At 33.5% G+C, this 15,729-nt stretch carries 16 protein-coding genes; 10 read left to right on the top strand and 6 right to left on the bottom strand.

Translation table 11 applies throughout. The annotated features are described in order from the left end of the window. The first annotated feature begins 104 nt into the window (after window positions 1-104). Both BN2144_RS11720 and BN2144_RS11725 read left to right on the top strand, forming a co-directional pair. Window positions 105-1,412 (top strand): DEAD/DEAH box helicase, encoded by a 1,308-nt coding sequence (locus BN2144_RS11720; RefSeq protein ID WP_033828397.1) that lies wholly within the window; start codon window positions 105-107, stop codon window positions 1,410-1,412. Window positions 1,413-1,437: 25 nt separating this feature from the next. Further along, window positions 1,438-2,334, top strand: coding sequence for a deoxyribonuclease IV (locus tag BN2144_RS11725; protein ID WP_033828398.1), 897 nt, complete (start codon window positions 1,438-1,440; stop codon window positions 2,332-2,334). A 123-nt stretch (window positions 2,335-2,457) separates the two neighbouring features. Here BN2144_RS11725 and BN2144_RS11730 read toward each other — a convergent pair whose 3' ends face one another. Beyond that, on the bottom strand, window positions 2,458-2,712 hold the full coding sequence (locus tag BN2144_RS11730; protein ID WP_033828399.1) for a DUF2624 domain-containing protein: 255 nt from the start codon (window positions 2,710-2,712) through the stop codon (window positions 2,458-2,460). A gap of 316 nt (window positions 2,713-3,028) precedes the next feature. Between BN2144_RS11730 and BN2144_RS11735 the strand changes: the two genes are divergently transcribed. The 4 genes from BN2144_RS11735 to BN2144_RS11750 all read left to right on the top strand — a co-directional run bounded on the left by BN2144_RS11735 (window position 3,029) and on the right by BN2144_RS11750 (window position 5,548). Beyond that, a complete protein-coding gene (locus BN2144_RS11735) occupies window positions 3,029-3,793 on the top strand; it encodes a metal ABC transporter ATP-binding protein (RefSeq protein ID WP_033828400.1) in 765 nt (254 codons plus the stop codon). 18 nt (window positions 3,794-3,811) lie between these two features. Further along, entirely contained in the window at window positions 3,812-4,648 is an 837-nt protein-coding gene (locus BN2144_RS11740; RefSeq protein ID WP_033828401.1) for a metal ABC transporter permease, read from the top strand. A gap of 18 nt (window positions 4,649-4,666) precedes the next feature. Beyond that, complete coding sequence (locus BN2144_RS11745) at window positions 4,667-5,080, top strand: Fur family transcriptional regulator (RefSeq protein WP_033828402.1); 414 nt, start codon at window positions 4,667-4,669, stop codon at window positions 5,078-5,080. Window positions 5,081-5,185: 105 nt separating this feature from the next. Then, on the top strand, window positions 5,186-5,548 hold the full coding sequence (locus tag BN2144_RS11750; RefSeq protein ID WP_033828403.1) for a hypothetical protein: 363 nt from the start codon (window positions 5,186-5,188) through the stop codon (window positions 5,546-5,548). Between the two features lie 67 nt (window positions 5,549-5,615). Here the strand turns inward: BN2144_RS11750 and ispG are convergent, their stop codons facing one another. From ispG to BN2144_RS11765, 3 genes are all read right to left on the bottom strand, one after another. Continuing rightward, entirely contained in the window at window positions 5,616-6,734 is a 1,119-nt protein-coding gene (gene ispG, locus BN2144_RS11755; RefSeq protein WP_187367003.1) for a flavodoxin-dependent (E)-4-hydroxy-3-methylbut-2-enyl-diphosphate synthase, read from the bottom strand. A 131-nt stretch (window positions 6,735-6,865) separates the two neighbouring features. Continuing rightward, window positions 6,866-7,183, bottom strand: a complete 318-nt coding sequence (locus BN2144_RS11760; protein WP_033828405.1) for a hypothetical protein — start codon at window positions 7,181-7,183, stop codon at window positions 6,866-6,868. A 142-nt stretch (window positions 7,184-7,325) separates the two neighbouring features. Further along, the gene (locus BN2144_RS11765; RefSeq protein ID WP_033828406.1) at window positions 7,326-8,102 is read right to left on the bottom strand and encodes a DUF1189 domain-containing protein; all 777 of its coding nucleotides are present in this window, start codon (window positions 8,100-8,102) and stop codon (window positions 7,326-7,328) included. A 273-nt stretch (window positions 8,103-8,375) separates the two neighbouring features. Between BN2144_RS11765 and BN2144_RS11770 the strand changes: the two genes are divergently transcribed. The 4 genes from BN2144_RS11770 to BN2144_RS11785 all read left to right on the top strand — a co-directional run bounded on the left by BN2144_RS11770 (window position 8,376) and on the right by BN2144_RS11785 (window position 14,721). Continuing rightward, the gene (locus BN2144_RS11770; protein ID WP_187367043.1) at window positions 8,376-10,016 is read left to right on the top strand and encodes a Na/Pi cotransporter family protein; all 1,641 of its coding nucleotides are present in this window, start codon (window positions 8,376-8,378) and stop codon (window positions 10,014-10,016) included. Between the two features lie 282 nt (window positions 10,017-10,298). After that, window positions 10,299-10,904: a superoxide dismutase SodA gene (gene sodA, locus BN2144_RS11775; protein ID WP_033828407.1), complete on the top strand. Its 606-nt coding sequence runs from the start codon at window positions 10,299-10,301 to the stop codon at window positions 10,902-10,904. A 163-nt stretch (window positions 10,905-11,067) separates the two neighbouring features. Further along, window positions 11,068-12,297: an MFS transporter gene (locus BN2144_RS11780; protein ID WP_033828408.1), complete on the top strand. Its 1,230-nt coding sequence runs from the start codon at window positions 11,068-11,070 to the stop codon at window positions 12,295-12,297. A gap of 360 nt (window positions 12,298-12,657) precedes the next feature. Next, a complete protein-coding gene (locus BN2144_RS11785; protein WP_082195224.1) occupies window positions 12,658-14,721 on the top strand; it encodes a peptidoglycan D,D-transpeptidase FtsI family protein in 2,064 nt (687 codons plus the stop codon). A 44-nt stretch (window positions 14,722-14,765) separates the two neighbouring features. Here BN2144_RS11785 and BN2144_RS11790 read toward each other — a convergent pair whose 3' ends face one another. Next, window positions 14,766-15,224, bottom strand: a complete 459-nt coding sequence (locus tag BN2144_RS11790) for an endolytic transglycosylase MltG (RefSeq protein WP_050632297.1) — start codon at window positions 15,222-15,224, stop codon at window positions 14,766-14,768. After that, entirely contained in the window at window positions 15,217-15,582 is a 366-nt protein-coding gene (locus BN2144_RS11795) for a hypothetical protein (RefSeq protein WP_033828410.1), read from the bottom strand. The genes BN2144_RS11790 and BN2144_RS11795 overlap by 8 nt, the downstream gene beginning before the upstream one ends. Window positions 15,583-15,729: the final 147 nt, after the last annotated feature.

A 15,729-nucleotide genomic window follows, 5' to 3' on the forward strand; every position in this document is an offset into this window, starting at 1 on the left:
TTTCGTCAGTCGGAAAAAATTATCGGAAAGTAGAGTTATTTAGTCGATTTATGTATAATAATAAGATGAAATCATTAATTAGGACGTAATGTGAGGAGTTAACTATGCATAAAACAAAATTTACGAGGTTTTCGCTGAAGCCTTTTTTATATGAAGGGTTAGATCATATTGGATTTATTGAACCTACAGATATACAGGAACGGATTATTTCAAAAGCATTAAAAGGTGTATCTTTAGTTGGACAGTCGCAAACTGGGACGGGGAAGACCCATGCTTTTTTATTGCCTATTCTAACAAAAATTGATCCGTCAGTTATGGCTGTTCAGGCGGTAATTACAGCACCTACCCGAGAACTTGCACATCAAATTTATCATGAAATCGTAAGACTGACAAAATTTTGTGCAAAAGGTGAAGAGGTACAAACAAAATTATTTGTTGGTGGTACTGATAAAACGAGAACAATTGAGAAATTGAAAGTTCAACCTCATATTGTTGTTGGTACTCCCGGGAGAGTACTTGATTTAGTGAAGGAACAAGCTTTATTTGTTCACACTTCAAAGGTAATGGTTGTCGATGAAGCAGATTTAATGATTGATTTAGGATTTCTTGAGGAAGTTGATCGCATCGCTAGTTCCATGCCAACTGATTTACAAATGTTTGTCTTCTCAGCAACAATTCCAGAAAAGTTAAAACCTTTTTTAAAAAAATACATGGAAAATCCTGAATTTGTTCAAGTTGATCCTAAGCAAAAGACGGCAAAAAATATTGAACATGTACTAATCCCATTGCGTCATCGAGATAAAATTGAATTTCTTCATCATTTAATGAATGCAATAAACCCTTTCTTAGCGATTATTTTTGTCAATACAAAAACGAAAGCTGATGAACTTGCCAGACAACTGTCAGAACGCGGTATAAAAGTTGGTCTCATTCACGGAGACCTTACACCGAGAGAACGAAAAAAAATGATGGCAAAAATTCGAGATTTAGAATATCAATATATTGTCGCCACTGACCTTGCATCAAGAGGTATTGATATTGATGGTGTTAGTCATGTCATTAATTATGAATTACCAAATGATTTGAACTTTTACATTCATCGTTCAGGAAGGACAGGGCGCGGAGAATATACGGGTACTTCTTTCATTATCCTTAATGAAAATGATGAGTATAAAGTTGATAAGTTAGAAAATATGGGGATTCAATTAAAAGATATGGATCTAATAAATGGTGAGCTTCAGGAGATAAAGGATCGGAATCAAAGGAAAAACCGTAGAAAAAGACAAGTACCTGTTGAAAAACAAATTCACGTGAATATAAAAAAACCAAAGAAGGTAAAACCTGGATATAAGAAAAAACAAAAAGAACTTCTTGAAAAAGAGAGAAGAAAACAATTGAGAAAAAGAAAATAAGGTTATATAGGAAGAGGGGAAATAAATGCTTAAAATTGGCTCACATGTGTCAATGAGTGGAAGTAAAATGTTATTAGCAGCAAGTGAAGAGGCAGTTTCTTACGGTTCGACAACGTTCATGATTTATACGGGAGCTCCACAAAATACAAGAAGAAAGAAAATTGAAGACTTAAATATTGAAGCTGGACATGCTCATATGCGTGAACATGGAATTGATGAAATTGTTGTCCACGCACCCTATATCATTAATATTGGTAATACAACAAATCCAGCAACATTTCGACTTGGTGTAGACTTTTTACAATCTGAAATTGAACGAACAGAAGCATTAGGCGCAAAACAAATTGTATTACACCCAGGAGCCCATGTTGGAGCAGGGGCAGATGTTGGTATTGCAAAAATTATTGAAGGTTTAAATGAAGTATTAACTCAAAAGTCTTCTGTTCAGATTGCTTTAGAAACGATGGCGGGTAAAGGTTCTGAAGTTGGACGAACTTTTGATGAGTTAGCAAAAATTATTGATGGTGTAACAAATAATGATCGACTATCGGTTTGTTTTGATACTTGTCATACGAATGATGCTGGCTATCATGTGAAAGATGACTTCGATGGTGTATTAAATGAATTTGATAAAATCATTGGAGTCGACCGAATTAAAGTATTGCATATTAATGATAGTAAAAATCCGATAGGTGCTGGAAAAGATAGACATGAAAACATTGGCTTCGGCTATATTGGTTTTGATGCGCTAAATTATATCGTCCATCATCCACAATTAGTAGAAATACCGAAAATACTTGAAACACCTTATGTTGGTAGTGATAAAAATAATAAAAAACCACCATATAAATATGAAATTGAAATGTTTCGCAATCAGAAATTTAATGAAAATGTACTTGAACGTATCGTTAACGGTGAGTAACTATTTGTTACCTATGGCTGATAAAGCTTACTAGTTAAAGTAATTAAAAATAATGGGTGTCCAAAGAGTCGAACAGTATGATGAGATCTCCCGGATTACCCATTTTTTTATCATGTATAATCTTTACTTTGTAAGCATAATAAATAATTGATTTACTTTTTTTGCTGTCTGTGGTCCACATACACTAGCTATTTCTTTGATTACTTTCGTACGGTCATCATCATTAAAAATATCAATATTTTTTCCTCGTAAAAATTGAGCAATCGAATTTGCTTGATCAAGTGTTACGTTAATATTAAATTGTTTTCCATATTTTACTAATTCTTTAGCAGTGATTCCATTGATTTTCATATTAATAATATTTTCAAGAAACTTCATTTCATCTCCTCCCACCATAAATGTATGTAAACAATAAAAAAAGGTGACTCCAAAGGGCAATTGATTAACGTAAGAGGAGAAAAATCATTTTTTGTTAACATACTAGGAAAGCTCTAGCAACAATACATCGCAGCCGAAAAAGTTTTTTCGGCAAAATTTAGTCTCTTGGTTGCCTAAAGGCTCTAGCGTCCCAGAGTTTTCTTTATCGATTGTAAAAGGAGAAATATCTTTACATCATTATTTTTTTTATGTATACTAGACAAAGCTAAATCGTAATCATTCCTAAATAGTTTCTCTACTTTGAAAGGTGATTTTAATGAACGATACACCAATTATAGAAATAAAAAATTTGAATTATCATTACGATCAAGAAAGCGTGTTGGAACGTATTCATATACGAGTTGAGAAGGGTGATTTTTTAGCCATTGTTGGACCAAACGGGTCCGGAAAATCAACCTTATTAAAATTAATACTTGGTATTTTAAAAAAACAAGATGGAGAAATTTTTCTTTATGGAAAACCGTTAGAAACTTTTAAACAACGTGAAAAAATTGGCTTTGTTTCACAAAAAGCGAATTCTTTTAACACGGGTTTCCCGGCTACAGTTTATGAAGTAGTCCGAAGTGGATTAACAAAAAAAACTGGATTATTTCATTTTTTTCCAAAAGATATTAAGGAAAGTGTTGTTCGAGCATTAGAAACAGTTGAAATGGCAAACTATATGGATCGAAATATAGGAGAGCTGTCTGGTGGGCAACAGCAACGTGTATTTATTGCCAGAGCAATCGTAAGCAATCCAGAAGTGCTCATTCTTGATGAACCAACTGTCGGTATAGATGTCAAAAGGGTTGCTCAATTTTATCAATTATTAGAACGATTAAATAAAGAAAGAAATATGACGTTAATTCTTGTTACCCATGATGTTGGGGTTATTTCAGAAAAAGTAAGTCATATTGTCTGTTTGAATAAAGAAGTTTATTTTCATGGTACGACAAATGAATTTGAAAAACTAGACAATCATACATTAAGTTTATTTTATAGTCATGAGGAGTTTAGACGTCTACAAACGGTACATGACTGATTTTTTGGAGGCGGATATATGTTCCAAAGTATATTGCATTATGAGTTTTTACAAAATGCTTTTTTAACTGGAATTATCATTGGAATTATTGCCCCGCTATTAGGGGTTTTTATTGTAGTACGGAAAATGGCATTAATTACAGATGCGTTAAGCCATGTTACATTATCTGGGATTGCTGCAAGTTTATTGGTAGGTAAATATTGGTTACCATTTTCTATGATTAGTCCTTTGTATGGCGGAATGCTCTTTTCTGTTGTGGGGGCGCTTTTGATTGAAAAATTACGAACCGTCTATAAGCATTATGAAGAATTAGCAATCCCAATCATCATGTCTTTCGGTGTTGGTCTAGGTGTAATTTTTATTTCTTTAGCAGATGGATTTACAACTGATTTATTTGGTTATTTATTTGGGAGTGTTAGTGCTGTCTCACGGATGGATTTATATATCATTATCCTAATAAGTATTTTTGTACTCTTTACTATATTTCTCTTATATAAAGAGTTGTTTTTATTATCTTTTGATGAGGAATATTCGAAAGCAGTAGGAATTCCAGGAAATATGATTCATTTTATTTTTATTATAACGGTTGCTTTAGTTATTGCAATCTCCATGCGAATCGTTGGCGTACTACTTGTTTCCTCTTTAATGACTTTGCCTGTTGCATCAAGTATTCGTATAGCTAAAAGCTTTAAACAAACGTTATTTTATTCGGTTGTATTCGGTGAGATATCAGTAATTGGAGGATTAATTAGCGGGTTTTACTTAAATATTGCTCCAGGTGGTACCATTGTCGTTATTGCTGCGATTATTTTAGTCGGTGCCATTTTATATAGAAAAGTGCGGTATCAACAATGATGAATGGAAGTGGAATAAATGAATGTATCTGAGGCAATTCAAGTTTTAAAAGATAAAGGATATAAACATACAGGTAGACGTGTTGATATGCTGGAATATTTAGCTGTTCATGATAAATATTTAACGGCGAAAGAAATATTAGAAGGAATGAAAGTAGATTATCCAAATTTAAGTTTTGATACCATTTATCGTAACTTATCTTTATTTGCTGAATTAGAAATTTTAGAAACAACCGTATTATCAGGTGAAAAACATTTTCGCTTTTCCTGTTCAAAAGGAGAACATCATCATCACTTTATTTGTATGCGTTGTGGAAAAACGAAAGAAATAACGGACTGCCCAATGGATCATGTGAAAGATGAATTAAAAGATTATGTTATTTCTGATCATAAATTTGAAGTATACGGATATTGTCATCGTTGTTCCCATTAAAATTTATTCATTCATCTATTGGTAATAAAGTTAAATGTTAAACTGTTTAAAAACCATTCCATTAACTAATAATAGTAATACCCCTAAGAAAGCGAGGTTATAGGAATGGTTCAAAATAACAGTGATAATAACCAAAATCGGGATGTTCATGATGTAAATAAAGGTTACCATGATTATTTAACCGGTTATGATTATCAAGAGGAAAATGCTGCTGAAATAGCGGAGCCCATTCGTGTACACGAGCGAGACACTGAAACGGAGCAAGGAGCATCTGGCAGAGGAATGGGGTATATTGCAATAGCATTAGCCATTTTATCTCTTTTTGTTTCACCAGTCCTTTTGGGTGGAGCGGCGGTCATTTTAGGATTTATAGCGCGGAGTAAGGGACAAAATGGATTAGGTAATTGGGCTATAGGAATTGGTGCAGTATCAGCGATAATTGGCTTATTTTTAGCTCCCTTTTTTTAATATATAGACCTAAGAAGTCCGTAGAATACTGGGAAAAGGCTGTCCTTTATATTGGACAGCCTTAAGACTACATTTGATTTGTTTCACTTTTATAATATTCTTCGGCTATTTTATCTATTTCTTTTTTTAGTTCTTCTACCATCGTTTCTTCTGGCACTTTTCGGACAATTTTACCTTTCCTAAATAAGAGACCTTCTCCTCTAGCACCTGCTATTCCGATATCAGCCTCTTTTGCTTCTCCTGGACCATTAACAGCACAACCAAGAACAGAAACTTTAATCGGTGCTTTAATTTTTTGAATGTATTCTTCAACTTCATTAGCAATGCTAATTAAATCAATCTCAATTCGGCCACATGTTGGGCAGGAGACTAATGTAGCAGCATTTGAAATGAGTCCGAAGTCTTTTAGTAGTTCACGAGCGACTTTGATTTCCTCAACAGGATCGGCACTTAGCGAAACACGTAATGTATTGCCAATCCCTCGGCTTAAAATTGCGCCCAAACCAGCTGCACTTTTTACGGTACCGGCAAATAAGGTCCCCGATTCGGTAATACCAAGATGGAGTGGGTAATCGAACGCTTTTGCCGCCTTTTCGTATGCCTCAATCGCTAAATTCACATCTGAAGCTTTGAGTGATACGATAATATCATGAAAATCAAGTTCTTCAAGTATTTTAATGTGATGTAAAGCACTTTCAACCATTCCGTCTGCCGTTGGATAACCGTATTTTTCAAGGATATGCTTTTCTAAAGAACCAGCGTTAACACCGATACGAATAGGTATTCCTTTCTCTTTAGCTGCTTTAACGACTGCTTCAACTTTTTCTTTTTTACCAATATTTCCTGGATTGATTCGAACTTTATCTACTCCACCTTCAATTGCTTTCAATGCTAATTTGTAGTTAAAATGAATATCCGCGACTAATGGAATGTTAATTTGTCTTTTAATTTCTGGAATTGCATCAGCTGCTCGCTCATCAGGTACAGCTACTCGGACAATTTGACAACCGGCCTCTTCCAATCTATGAATCTGTGCAACGGTTGCTTCTACATCATGTGTTTTAGTCGTCGTCATACTTTGAATATATACGAAGTTATTTCCACCAATCGTCAAATTACCGACTTTAACAGGACGTGTCTTCGTACGATGTGTAATTTCACCCACGGATACTCTCTCCCTTATCATGAATTTCAATATACTGGACGAAATTGTTCCATTACATTTTATCATATATTTCCTTTTAAGTAGTAAGAAAAATTGATTCAAAGGGGTTGTTACACGATGCATTTAATGAAAATGCAAAAAAAGCCGCACCATTAATTGTTAGCATGCTGGTATATAGGAATTTTATATACTTTTCCCGGTTGCATATCATTAGGTTTCATCCCTTCATTTAATGAAATAAAATCATCAATCATTTGATTAATTGATACTTGGTCAGGGTAGCCACCTTGTTGTTCAATTAAGGACAATAGTGTATCGCCAGGCTTCACTTGAACTTCTATATATTGAATTGAAAGGCTTGTTTCTACGATTTCTTCAGAAGATTTTCCAATTAGCGTACCAGTAGTTATATCAGAATAAATCGCATATACAATAAGAACGAGTGCCACTATCCCTAATACTTTTTTCATCGAAGAATCATCCTCTATTATTTAATAAATTTACTAGACTGTTAATAAATTTATATTCATAGATTCAGTAAATATACATTAGGAATAATAGAATATAAAAAAAGGAGCTGCATTATTTAGTCAGCTCCTTTAAAGATTAATTTTAAATTAACTTTTCTTCATTCGTTATTTCTTTCATAGCAAGATGAAGCATAATTATCATAACTGCCCAATTGATTATTGAACGAAATGGAACTGCGGCTTGGAAATAATTCATAATCATAAAAAACATCGCCGGTAAAGTGAGAGCATAAGCACTCATCTTCCAAATGTTGCCATAGTTTATTTGGAGTTTCAGTGCGTTTTTTAAGATAAGGCCGATTAGCGCGAGTACTGTGACCGTGATTAAATGACCTGCAACTTGAATAAGATAATATAAAACAAATGTGACAACTAAAATGACTGTTTTTAGAGAACCTATTCCATCGATAAAGTTTTGTAAATCTTGCTTAGTTAAATTGTCAATACCAAGCGTTCGGTATGACATTGTTTCCGTCTGTCCACTAAAGGAAATGACTGCATCGTATTCGAGAAGCGCTATTGCATTATGATATGTAGCCGCTTTGTCAACACTAATTTCCCCTGTAGGATCAAATATGAAAGTAGTATTATTTGCTTCGTTCATAATTAAAGGCTTTGCAAGATCTGCCTTTAGTTGCCCCTCTTCAATCTGAAAATCTGGTAGCTCCTTATTAACCATTCGTTCAGAAAGAGTATAAGTTTCATTAAATACTTGAACAAATGTGATAAATAGAGGGAGTATTGTTAATATGGATATGAAAAGGATATATAAAATAGTTTTTCCTATTCCTTGATTTCGTACCCCTGCGATATCTTTTGGTGAATATAAACTTTTATAAAATTGCGTAAATAGATTCATCAGTTTCTATTCCTCCTAATAAGCTAAAATCCATTATTAGTATTATCCCATAAAAAGAAAAAATAGGAAAATAACACCAGCACATTGAAATGAAATTGTAATATAAATGAAATAACAATGTAAGATTAATGAGCAATGTAAATTATACGTAAATTTATCGCAAAATATATTTACTTTTTATTCAGATTCCGTTAATAATTTTTATGATGTCACTTATGTCAAAGATTATTAATTTTAAATTGGAAGTGAAGAGAATCATACTAGGGGTTGACAATATCAGTGGATGTACAACGAATGATTTTTGAGTTTTTAGGTGGTCTTGGTATTTTCTTGTTTGGAATTAAAGCAATGGGTGAAGGTTTGCAAATGTCTGCCGGAGACCGTCTCCGTGACATACTGGACAAGTTTACAACAAATCCTGTTATGGGTGTGTTGGCAGGTATGGTTGTAACGATGCTCATCCAAAGTAGTTCAGGAACTACCGTTATTACAGTGGGGCTTGTTAGTGCTGGGTTTATGAATCTCCGTCAAGCGATTGGAGTAATTATGGGAGCAAATATCGGAACTACTGTCACAGCCTTTATTATCGGAATAGATATCGGTGCCTTTGCTTTACCAATATTGGCGATAGGATCATTTCTCTTATTTTTCTTTAAAAGTAAGAAAGTACATTATATTGGACAAATTCTTTTTGGATTTGGTGGTCTTTTCTTTGGATTAGAATTAATGAGTGAAGGAATGAAACCTTTACGTAATCTACAAACATTCCAAGAATTAACATTAAGTATGAGTGATAATACGATTTTGGGTGTCTTAGTTGGAACACTATTCACACTAGTTGTTCAGAGTTCAAGTGCTACGGTTGGTATTTTACAAGGATTATTTGCAGATGGATTAATAACACTTGACGCAGCACTTCCTGTATTGTTTGGAGATAATATAGGAACTACAATTACAGCAATACTCGCATCTCTAGGAGCTTCCGTTACAGCAAAACGAGCTGCATTAAGCCATGTTCTTTTTAATGTGATAGGAACAATCATCTTTTTAATCTTTTTAACACCTTTTACGGCCTTTATGGAACTTATTCAAAATAGTTTACACTTAAATGAAAAAATGACTATCGCTTTTGCTCACGGTACATTTAACTTTACAAATACACTTATTCAATTACCGTTTATTGGTGTTCTTGCTTGGGTTGTAACAAAAATTATTCCAGGAGAAGATTCATTTATTGATTATAAAGTAAAACAATTAGATCCAATATTTATTGAACAATCTCCATCCATTGCGTTAGGGGCTGCTAAGGAAGAAGTCATCCGAATGGGGAAACTAGCACTTAGAGGACTAGAAGAATCAAAAAATTATATAGAAACAGGCCAAGGTAAATATCGAGAAACAGCCTTGCAATTAGAAGATGCGATTAATAATTTAGACCATAAAATAACGGATTACTTAGTGAAACTGTCTTCTGCATCATTATTAGATCATGAATCGAAATTGCATAATTTATTGTTAGATACTGTACGTGATATTGAGAGGGTTGGAGATCATTTCGAAAATATTGTTGAACTTGGTGAATATCAACAAAATAATAAAGTAAAACTATCAGATTTTGCGAAAGAAGATATTCATCAAATGTTTACACTAGCTATTTCTTCCGTGAATGAAGTAATTGAAGCGTTAGACCAAGGTGATAAGAAAAAGGCTGAGTTAGTACTGAGTAAAGAAGAGGATATCGATTCAATGGAACGGAAACTTCGCAAAAAACATATTATTCGTGTAAATGAAGGTGTTTGTGATGGTCAAGCTGGTGTCGTATTTGTGGACACGGTAATTAATCTAGAAAGAATTGGAGACCATGCGGTAAATATTGCACAAGGTATTTTAGCAATTAAAGATACGGAAGAATAAAACGAATCATATCGTGGCTAACAAATTGTTGTTAGCCATTTTTTATTACTGAATTAGCTTATATAAAGTTAGGCTGTGAAATAAGCAACTCAAAAAAAATGGTTACATGTAAGATGGACTGTCGATTCATTTAACATATAAATCGCTGTCAAGGTTAATTTTGAAATTTTTAAGCATTAAATTTGAATCTAATGTGAACTTTTGTTAATCTTACATTAAAGGTTTTAATGAATAAATTAAAGCCCAATTACATATTTTTTTCAAATAAGGAGGAATAATATTATGGCTTTTGAATTACCACAATTACCATATGCTTACGATGCACTAGAACCACATATTGATAAGGAAACAATGAATATTCACCATACGAAACATCATAACACATATGTAACAAACTTAAATAATGCAGTTGCAGGAACAGAATTTGAAAATAAAACTGTTGAAGAATTAGTCGCTAATTTAGACGCAGTTCCAGAAAACATTCGTACAGCTGTGCGAAACAATGGTGGTGGTCACGCAAACCACTCTTTATTCTGGCAATTACTTTCACCAAATGGTGGTGGAGAACCAACGGGAGAACTTCTAGATGCAATTAATGCCAAATTCGGTAGTGTAGCATCTTTTAAAGAAGAATTTGCAAAAGCTGCTGCTGGTCGTTTTGGTTCAGGTTGGGCATGGCTTGTTGTCAATAATGGTGAATTAGAAATTACAAGTACACCAAACCAAGACACTCCATTAATGGAAGGTAAAACACCAGTTCTCGGATTAGATGTTTGGGAACATGCCTATTACTTAAAATATCAAAACCGTCGTCCAGATTATATTTCTGCATTTTGGAATGTAGTTAATTGGGATGAAGTTGCAAAACGGTACAAAGCAGCAAAATAATATATTGTTAAGAAAACGGCAGTGAATTTAATCCTGCTGTTTTTTTTATGAGCATTTTTCTCTTCCTATATAAATAACCGGTAATATTTTGCCACATGAATGTTTATTACTCATGTATATCTCCTCTTTATTTACAGACAATAAGATTAAAGGGGAGTATGTAATGAAATTACTGAGAAATAAAAAGCTATTTGGCGATGTTCATGTAACAAAAGACTTCCTCCTATTATTAGTTATAGGTGGTCTGTATTCACTAAGTGTCGCCTTATCCAATACGTTTGTAAATGTATATATATGGAAACAAACAGGAAACCTTATTCAAATTGGTGTTTATAATTTGACGATTACTATCGTGCAACCAATTACCTTTATAATTGCAGGGCGCATTGCGAAAAAAATTGATCGCATCATTGTTCTTCGTGTAGGTGTTATTTTTCTTGCCTTATTTTTTATCTCTGTTCTATTAACGGGTTCAGATTCGGGAAAATATCTTTTATTACTTGGAACAATTCTTGGTATCGGATATGGATTTTACTGGCTTGCCTATAATGTATTGACCTTTGAAATTACGGAACCTGAAACACGGGACTTTTTTAATGGGTTTTTTGGGATATTAAGTTCCTTAGGAGGAATGATTGGACCGCTTGCGGCTGGATTTATTATTTCGCAGTTCAAACAGTTTTATGGCTATACAATTATCTTTATCGTTTCTTTAGGACTATTTGGCTTAGCAACCGTACTAAGTTTTTTTATGAAAAAACGGCCTGCATCAGGAACGTATCTTTTTTCTGCCATTATAAAGGAACGTAAAAGAAATAGAAATTGGAAAATGGTAACAAATGCAACTTTTTTCCAAGGTGTTCGAGAAGGTGTCTTTGCTTTTGTGATTAACATTTACGTCTTTATCGCAACTGGTAGTGAAATGGCATTAGGGACCTATGCTTTTGTTAATTCTATCGTATCATTTGTCACTTATTATTTAGCAGGTCGGTATATTAAGAAGAATAATCGGATGAAAGCAATTTTATTAGGCGGGTGTTTCTTATTTCTCTCCGTGTTTTTAATTATTTTCCACGTGTCTTATCCAATCTTTCTAATTTATTCCGCTGTAATCGCTTTTTCATATCCAATTGTTCTCGTCCCATTCCATTCTACTTCCTATGATGTGATAGGACGTGGTTGGAAGGCAAGTGAGATGAGAATTGAATATATTGTTGTAAAAGAGTTATTTCTTAATGGGGGTAGGGCAATATCCATTCTCATTTTCTTATTGTCTATCGCTTTGTTTTCGGTTAAATCTGCTCTACCTTATATATTAGTTATACTTGGTTCAGGTTATTTACTTATTTACTTCTTTATTCGACATATTAATCTGAAAGAGATCTTTTCTTAAAGATCTCTTTTTTAGCTAATAGGAAAGTATAAATTTTCAAATTTCAGCGAAAAAGGAAGGCCTAAGCAGCTACATCAAAGCCAAAAAACTTTCTTATCAAGCGAACTCTAGTCTCTTTGGTTGCCTAAAGGCTCGAGCCCTGAGTTTTCTTTATCGTCCATACTCGGATTCGGGTACTAACAAAATTTACAAAAAGAATTCATTTATTTTTAACAACCTTTTTCTAGCAATAAAGAAGAAAATCGAATAAAATAGAAAGTATGGATTTTATAGTGAAATTTGTCGGTTAAGAGAAAGAGGTTGATTTATTTGAAACCTAGACAAAAGAATCAAAAGAAAAAAAATCATATTCCAATTCGGATGAATATATTATTTTTTGTTGTATTTGTTATGTTTTCCATTCTTATTTTAAGACTTGGAGTCGTTCAAATTGTCAAAGGGGAAGAATACAAGAATGAAGTAGAAAAAACAGATGAAATTTCGGTTAATCATTCTGTTCCTCGTGGGGAAATTTATGATAATAAATATCGAAAAGTTGTTTATAACGTACCGCAAAAAGCCATCATATACACCCCACCAAAGCATCCAAAGCCTGACGAATTACTAAACACAGCAAAGCAATTAGCGAAACTAATTAAAATGCCAGAAAAAGATAAAGATAAAGTAACAGAGCGGGATAAAAAAGATTTATGGCTACTTGAAAACAATAATGGGAACGATAAAGTAACAAAGAAAGAAATGAAGAAATTAAAAGATAAGGAACTTTATCAACTGAAATTAGATCGGATTACAGAAAAAGAGCAAAACACAGTTGATTTAAATGTTGCGGCTATTTTCAGGAAAATTTACACAGCAACCGCATTAACACCTACGATTGTAAAAAATGAAAATGTAACGGATAGAGAATATGCATTAGTTAGTGAGAATCTTGCTAATTTACCTGGTGTTGATGTAACAACTGACTGGGAACGATCTTATACGTATGATAAAGTGTTTCGAGGTATGCTTGGTAGTGTAAAACAAGGTTTACCTGAAGATAAAGTTGATTATTATAAATCAAAAGGTTATAGCTTAAATGACCGAGTTGGTTACAGTTATATCGAACAAACTTTAGAAGATATTCTTCAAGGTCAAAAAGCGAAAGTAAAGACAGTTACAAATAAGTCAGGGGAAGTCATTGATACACAGAGTGTTTCTGAAGGGAAAAGCGGTAAAGATGTTGTATTAACAATTGATATGGAGTTACAAAAAGAAGTAGAAAAAATACTTCAAAACGAAATTGCTCGAATTGTTCGCTATCCGAGGACGAATTATTTTGATAAAGCGTTTGTCGTTGTTATGAATCCAAAAACCGGGGAAATTTTATCTCTCGCCGGGAAGCAATATGATCGTAAGACTGGGAAATTTAATGACTATGCCCATGGTACGTTTACGGCATCGTTTGAACCAGGTTCTGTTGTAAAAGGGGCAACCGTATTAATGGGTTACCAAACAGGAGTTATACAGCCAGGTTCGTATTTACGAGATGAACGGATGATATTTAGAGACGGCACAAAAATATCTTCTGTTGCCTCAATGGGGACGATTAATGATTTATCTGCTTTAGAACGTTCATCCAATATTTACATGGCAAAAGTTGCCTTAGGGGTTGCTGGTGGCACGTATCGTCCTCATGGTACGTTAAACGTCGATATGGATAAAATTAGTTTAATGCGTAGTTATTATGCACAATTTGGATTAGGGACAAAAACAGGTATTGGTTTTGATAATGAGGTTGTCGGTATTCAAAATAAGCCAACAAACCCAGGTGAATTACTGTATTTAGGTTTTGGTCAGTTTGATACGTATACGCCACTACAGCTAGCACAATATGTATCAACGATTGCAAATGGTGGGTATCGTATGAAACCACAAATTGTTAAAGAAATTCGTGAACCAAATGAAGATAGTAAAGAATTAGGATCTATTATAGAAGAAGTGAAACCGGAAGTCCTTAATCGAGTAGATATGAAAGAGGCATGGGTTAAACGAGTACAACAAGGTTTTTGGCGTGTTGTCAATGGATCTCGAGGAACGGCAAGGCGCTATTTTCATAATGTTCCTGCTGTCGTTGCCGGTAAGACAGGTACAGGACAAAGTTGGTTTTATAACCAGTCAACAAAATCATTAATTCAAACTGAAAACTTATCATTTGTTGGGTATGTTCCATATGATGATCCAGAAGTGGCTATTTCAGTTGTTTTCCCAAATGTTTATTATGGAAAACAATCACCTGTTGGTCACCCGAATAATGAAGTAGCTTCAAAAGTTCTTGAAAAATATTTTGAACTAAAAAAAGAGAAGACAGACGAAAAGAAATCAGATGATAAGGAAAATGGAGAAGAACAAAAAGAAACCGAGATGAACGAGGAAGAGGTCGAATAATAAAAAAGGAACAGTTGCGGATAACCGCTAAGCTGTTCCTTTTTTTATTTAGTGATCATTTCTGCTATTTCTTTATTAGACATTCCTTGTTTGAATGAAAACTCGCCGGGTTGTATTTTCTTTTCATAACCATTTTTAACCATGAATTTAACAAAATCTTTTTGGTCGGTTATGATGTAAATCCCGTTTAAACCTTTAGCAATATCTTCCAAGCTCATGCCTTCTCTAATTTGAAATTTATACACGACTTCTTTTTGTTCCTTTGATTTTTCCTTCTTGTAACTTTCAATCGTTGCCTTCAATTGCTCATTTTCTTTTTCTAAATTAGCAATTTTCTCGTTAAATAAGTCAAGACGGTTATTTTCAACTAATGTATAACCTTCTTTAGCTTCAGCCTGATCAGTTTTATTACTTTCATTATTAAAGAAAAATCCATAGAGCAAAACAATGATGGTTGCAACTAGCATTCCGATACTGAAGAAACGGACATTTAACTTATTCATTACTAGACCATCCTTGCGTTTCTAAAATTTGCCTAACTTCATCTTCAGTAAGAGCAGATTGTTTAGCTATTTGCTCAATTGTTAAACCTTGGTCTTTTAGAAGACGAACTTGACCGACGATAATTTGGTTAGGCTTTTTAGTCGATAAAGATTGTTTATCTAAATCATTTGGATTCGGAATTAATAGTTCTTCTTCCAAAACCTTTAATCGTTTCTTTATTTGAAAGCTTTCTTGGTACATTTGAATGGAAAGTTGCTCCACATCATCGCTTAACTCTTTTGTATGATCAGGTAGAAAAAATGATACAACGATTAAGATAATGGACACAATCATCATAATTAACAGTAAAATATCCATATTATCACTCCCAAAGAACAGTTTAACATAATTTGACGCTATATTACATATGTAAATAAATTCTGCTAAATTTCTTCTAATTTTTTATGAGGAGCATAAGTATAAGAGGAGAGATTGTCATTTTTACAAAAAATTTATCGAAAAATA

It is taken from the genome of Bacillus andreraoultii (genome assembly GCF_001244735.1).
Taxonomy (GTDB): Bacteria; Bacillota; Bacilli; order Bacillales; family Caldibacillaceae; genus Caldifermentibacillus; species Caldifermentibacillus andreraoultii.

What these genes read in the sequence shown, in the direction of transcription:
- BN2144_RS11720 (WP_033828397.1), top strand. Translation starts at nt 105, where the DNA reads ATGCATAAAACAAAATTTACGAGGTTTTCGCTGAAGCCTTTTTTATAT.
- BN2144_RS11725 (WP_033828398.1), top strand. Translation starts at nt 1,438, where the DNA reads ATGCTTAAAATTGGCTCACATGTGTCAATGAGTGGAAGTAAAATGTTA.
- BN2144_RS11730 (WP_033828399.1), bottom strand. Translation starts at nt 2,712, where the DNA reads ATGAAGTTTCTTGAAAATATTATTAATATGAAAATCAATGGAATCACT.
- BN2144_RS11735 (WP_033828400.1), top strand. Translation starts at nt 3,029, where the DNA reads ATGAACGATACACCAATTATAGAAATAAAAAATTTGAATTATCATTAC.
- BN2144_RS11740 (WP_033828401.1), top strand. Translation starts at nt 3,812, where the DNA reads ATGTTCCAAAGTATATTGCATTATGAGTTTTTACAAAATGCTTTTTTA.
- BN2144_RS11745 (WP_033828402.1), top strand. Translation starts at nt 4,667, where the DNA reads ATGAATGTATCTGAGGCAATTCAAGTTTTAAAAGATAAAGGATATAAA.
- BN2144_RS11750 (WP_033828403.1), top strand. Translation starts at nt 5,186, where the DNA reads ATGGTTCAAAATAACAGTGATAATAACCAAAATCGGGATGTTCATGAT.
- ispG (WP_187367003.1), bottom strand. Translation starts at nt 6,734, where the DNA reads ATGATAAGGGAGAGAGTATCCGTGGGTGAAATTACACATCGTACGAAG.
- BN2144_RS11760 (WP_033828405.1), bottom strand. Translation starts at nt 7,183, where the DNA reads ATGAAAAAAGTATTAGGGATAGTGGCACTCGTTCTTATTGTATATGCG.
- BN2144_RS11765 (WP_033828406.1), bottom strand. Translation starts at nt 8,102, where the DNA reads ATGAATCTATTTACGCAATTTTATAAAAGTTTATATTCACCAAAAGAT.
- sodA (WP_033828407.1), top strand. Translation starts at nt 10,299, where the DNA reads ATGGCTTTTGAATTACCACAATTACCATATGCTTACGATGCACTAGAA.
- BN2144_RS11780 (WP_033828408.1), top strand. Translation starts at nt 11,068, where the DNA reads ATGAAATTACTGAGAAATAAAAAGCTATTTGGCGATGTTCATGTAACA.
- BN2144_RS11785 (WP_082195224.1), top strand. Translation starts at nt 12,658, where the DNA reads ATGAATATATTATTTTTTGTTGTATTTGTTATGTTTTCCATTCTTATT.
- BN2144_RS11790 (WP_050632297.1), bottom strand. Translation starts at nt 15,224, where the DNA reads ATGAATAAGTTAAATGTCCGTTTCTTCAGTATCGGAATGCTAGTTGCA.
- BN2144_RS11795 (WP_033828410.1), bottom strand. Translation starts at nt 15,582, where the DNA reads ATGGATATTTTACTGTTAATTATGATGATTGTGTCCATTATCTTAATC.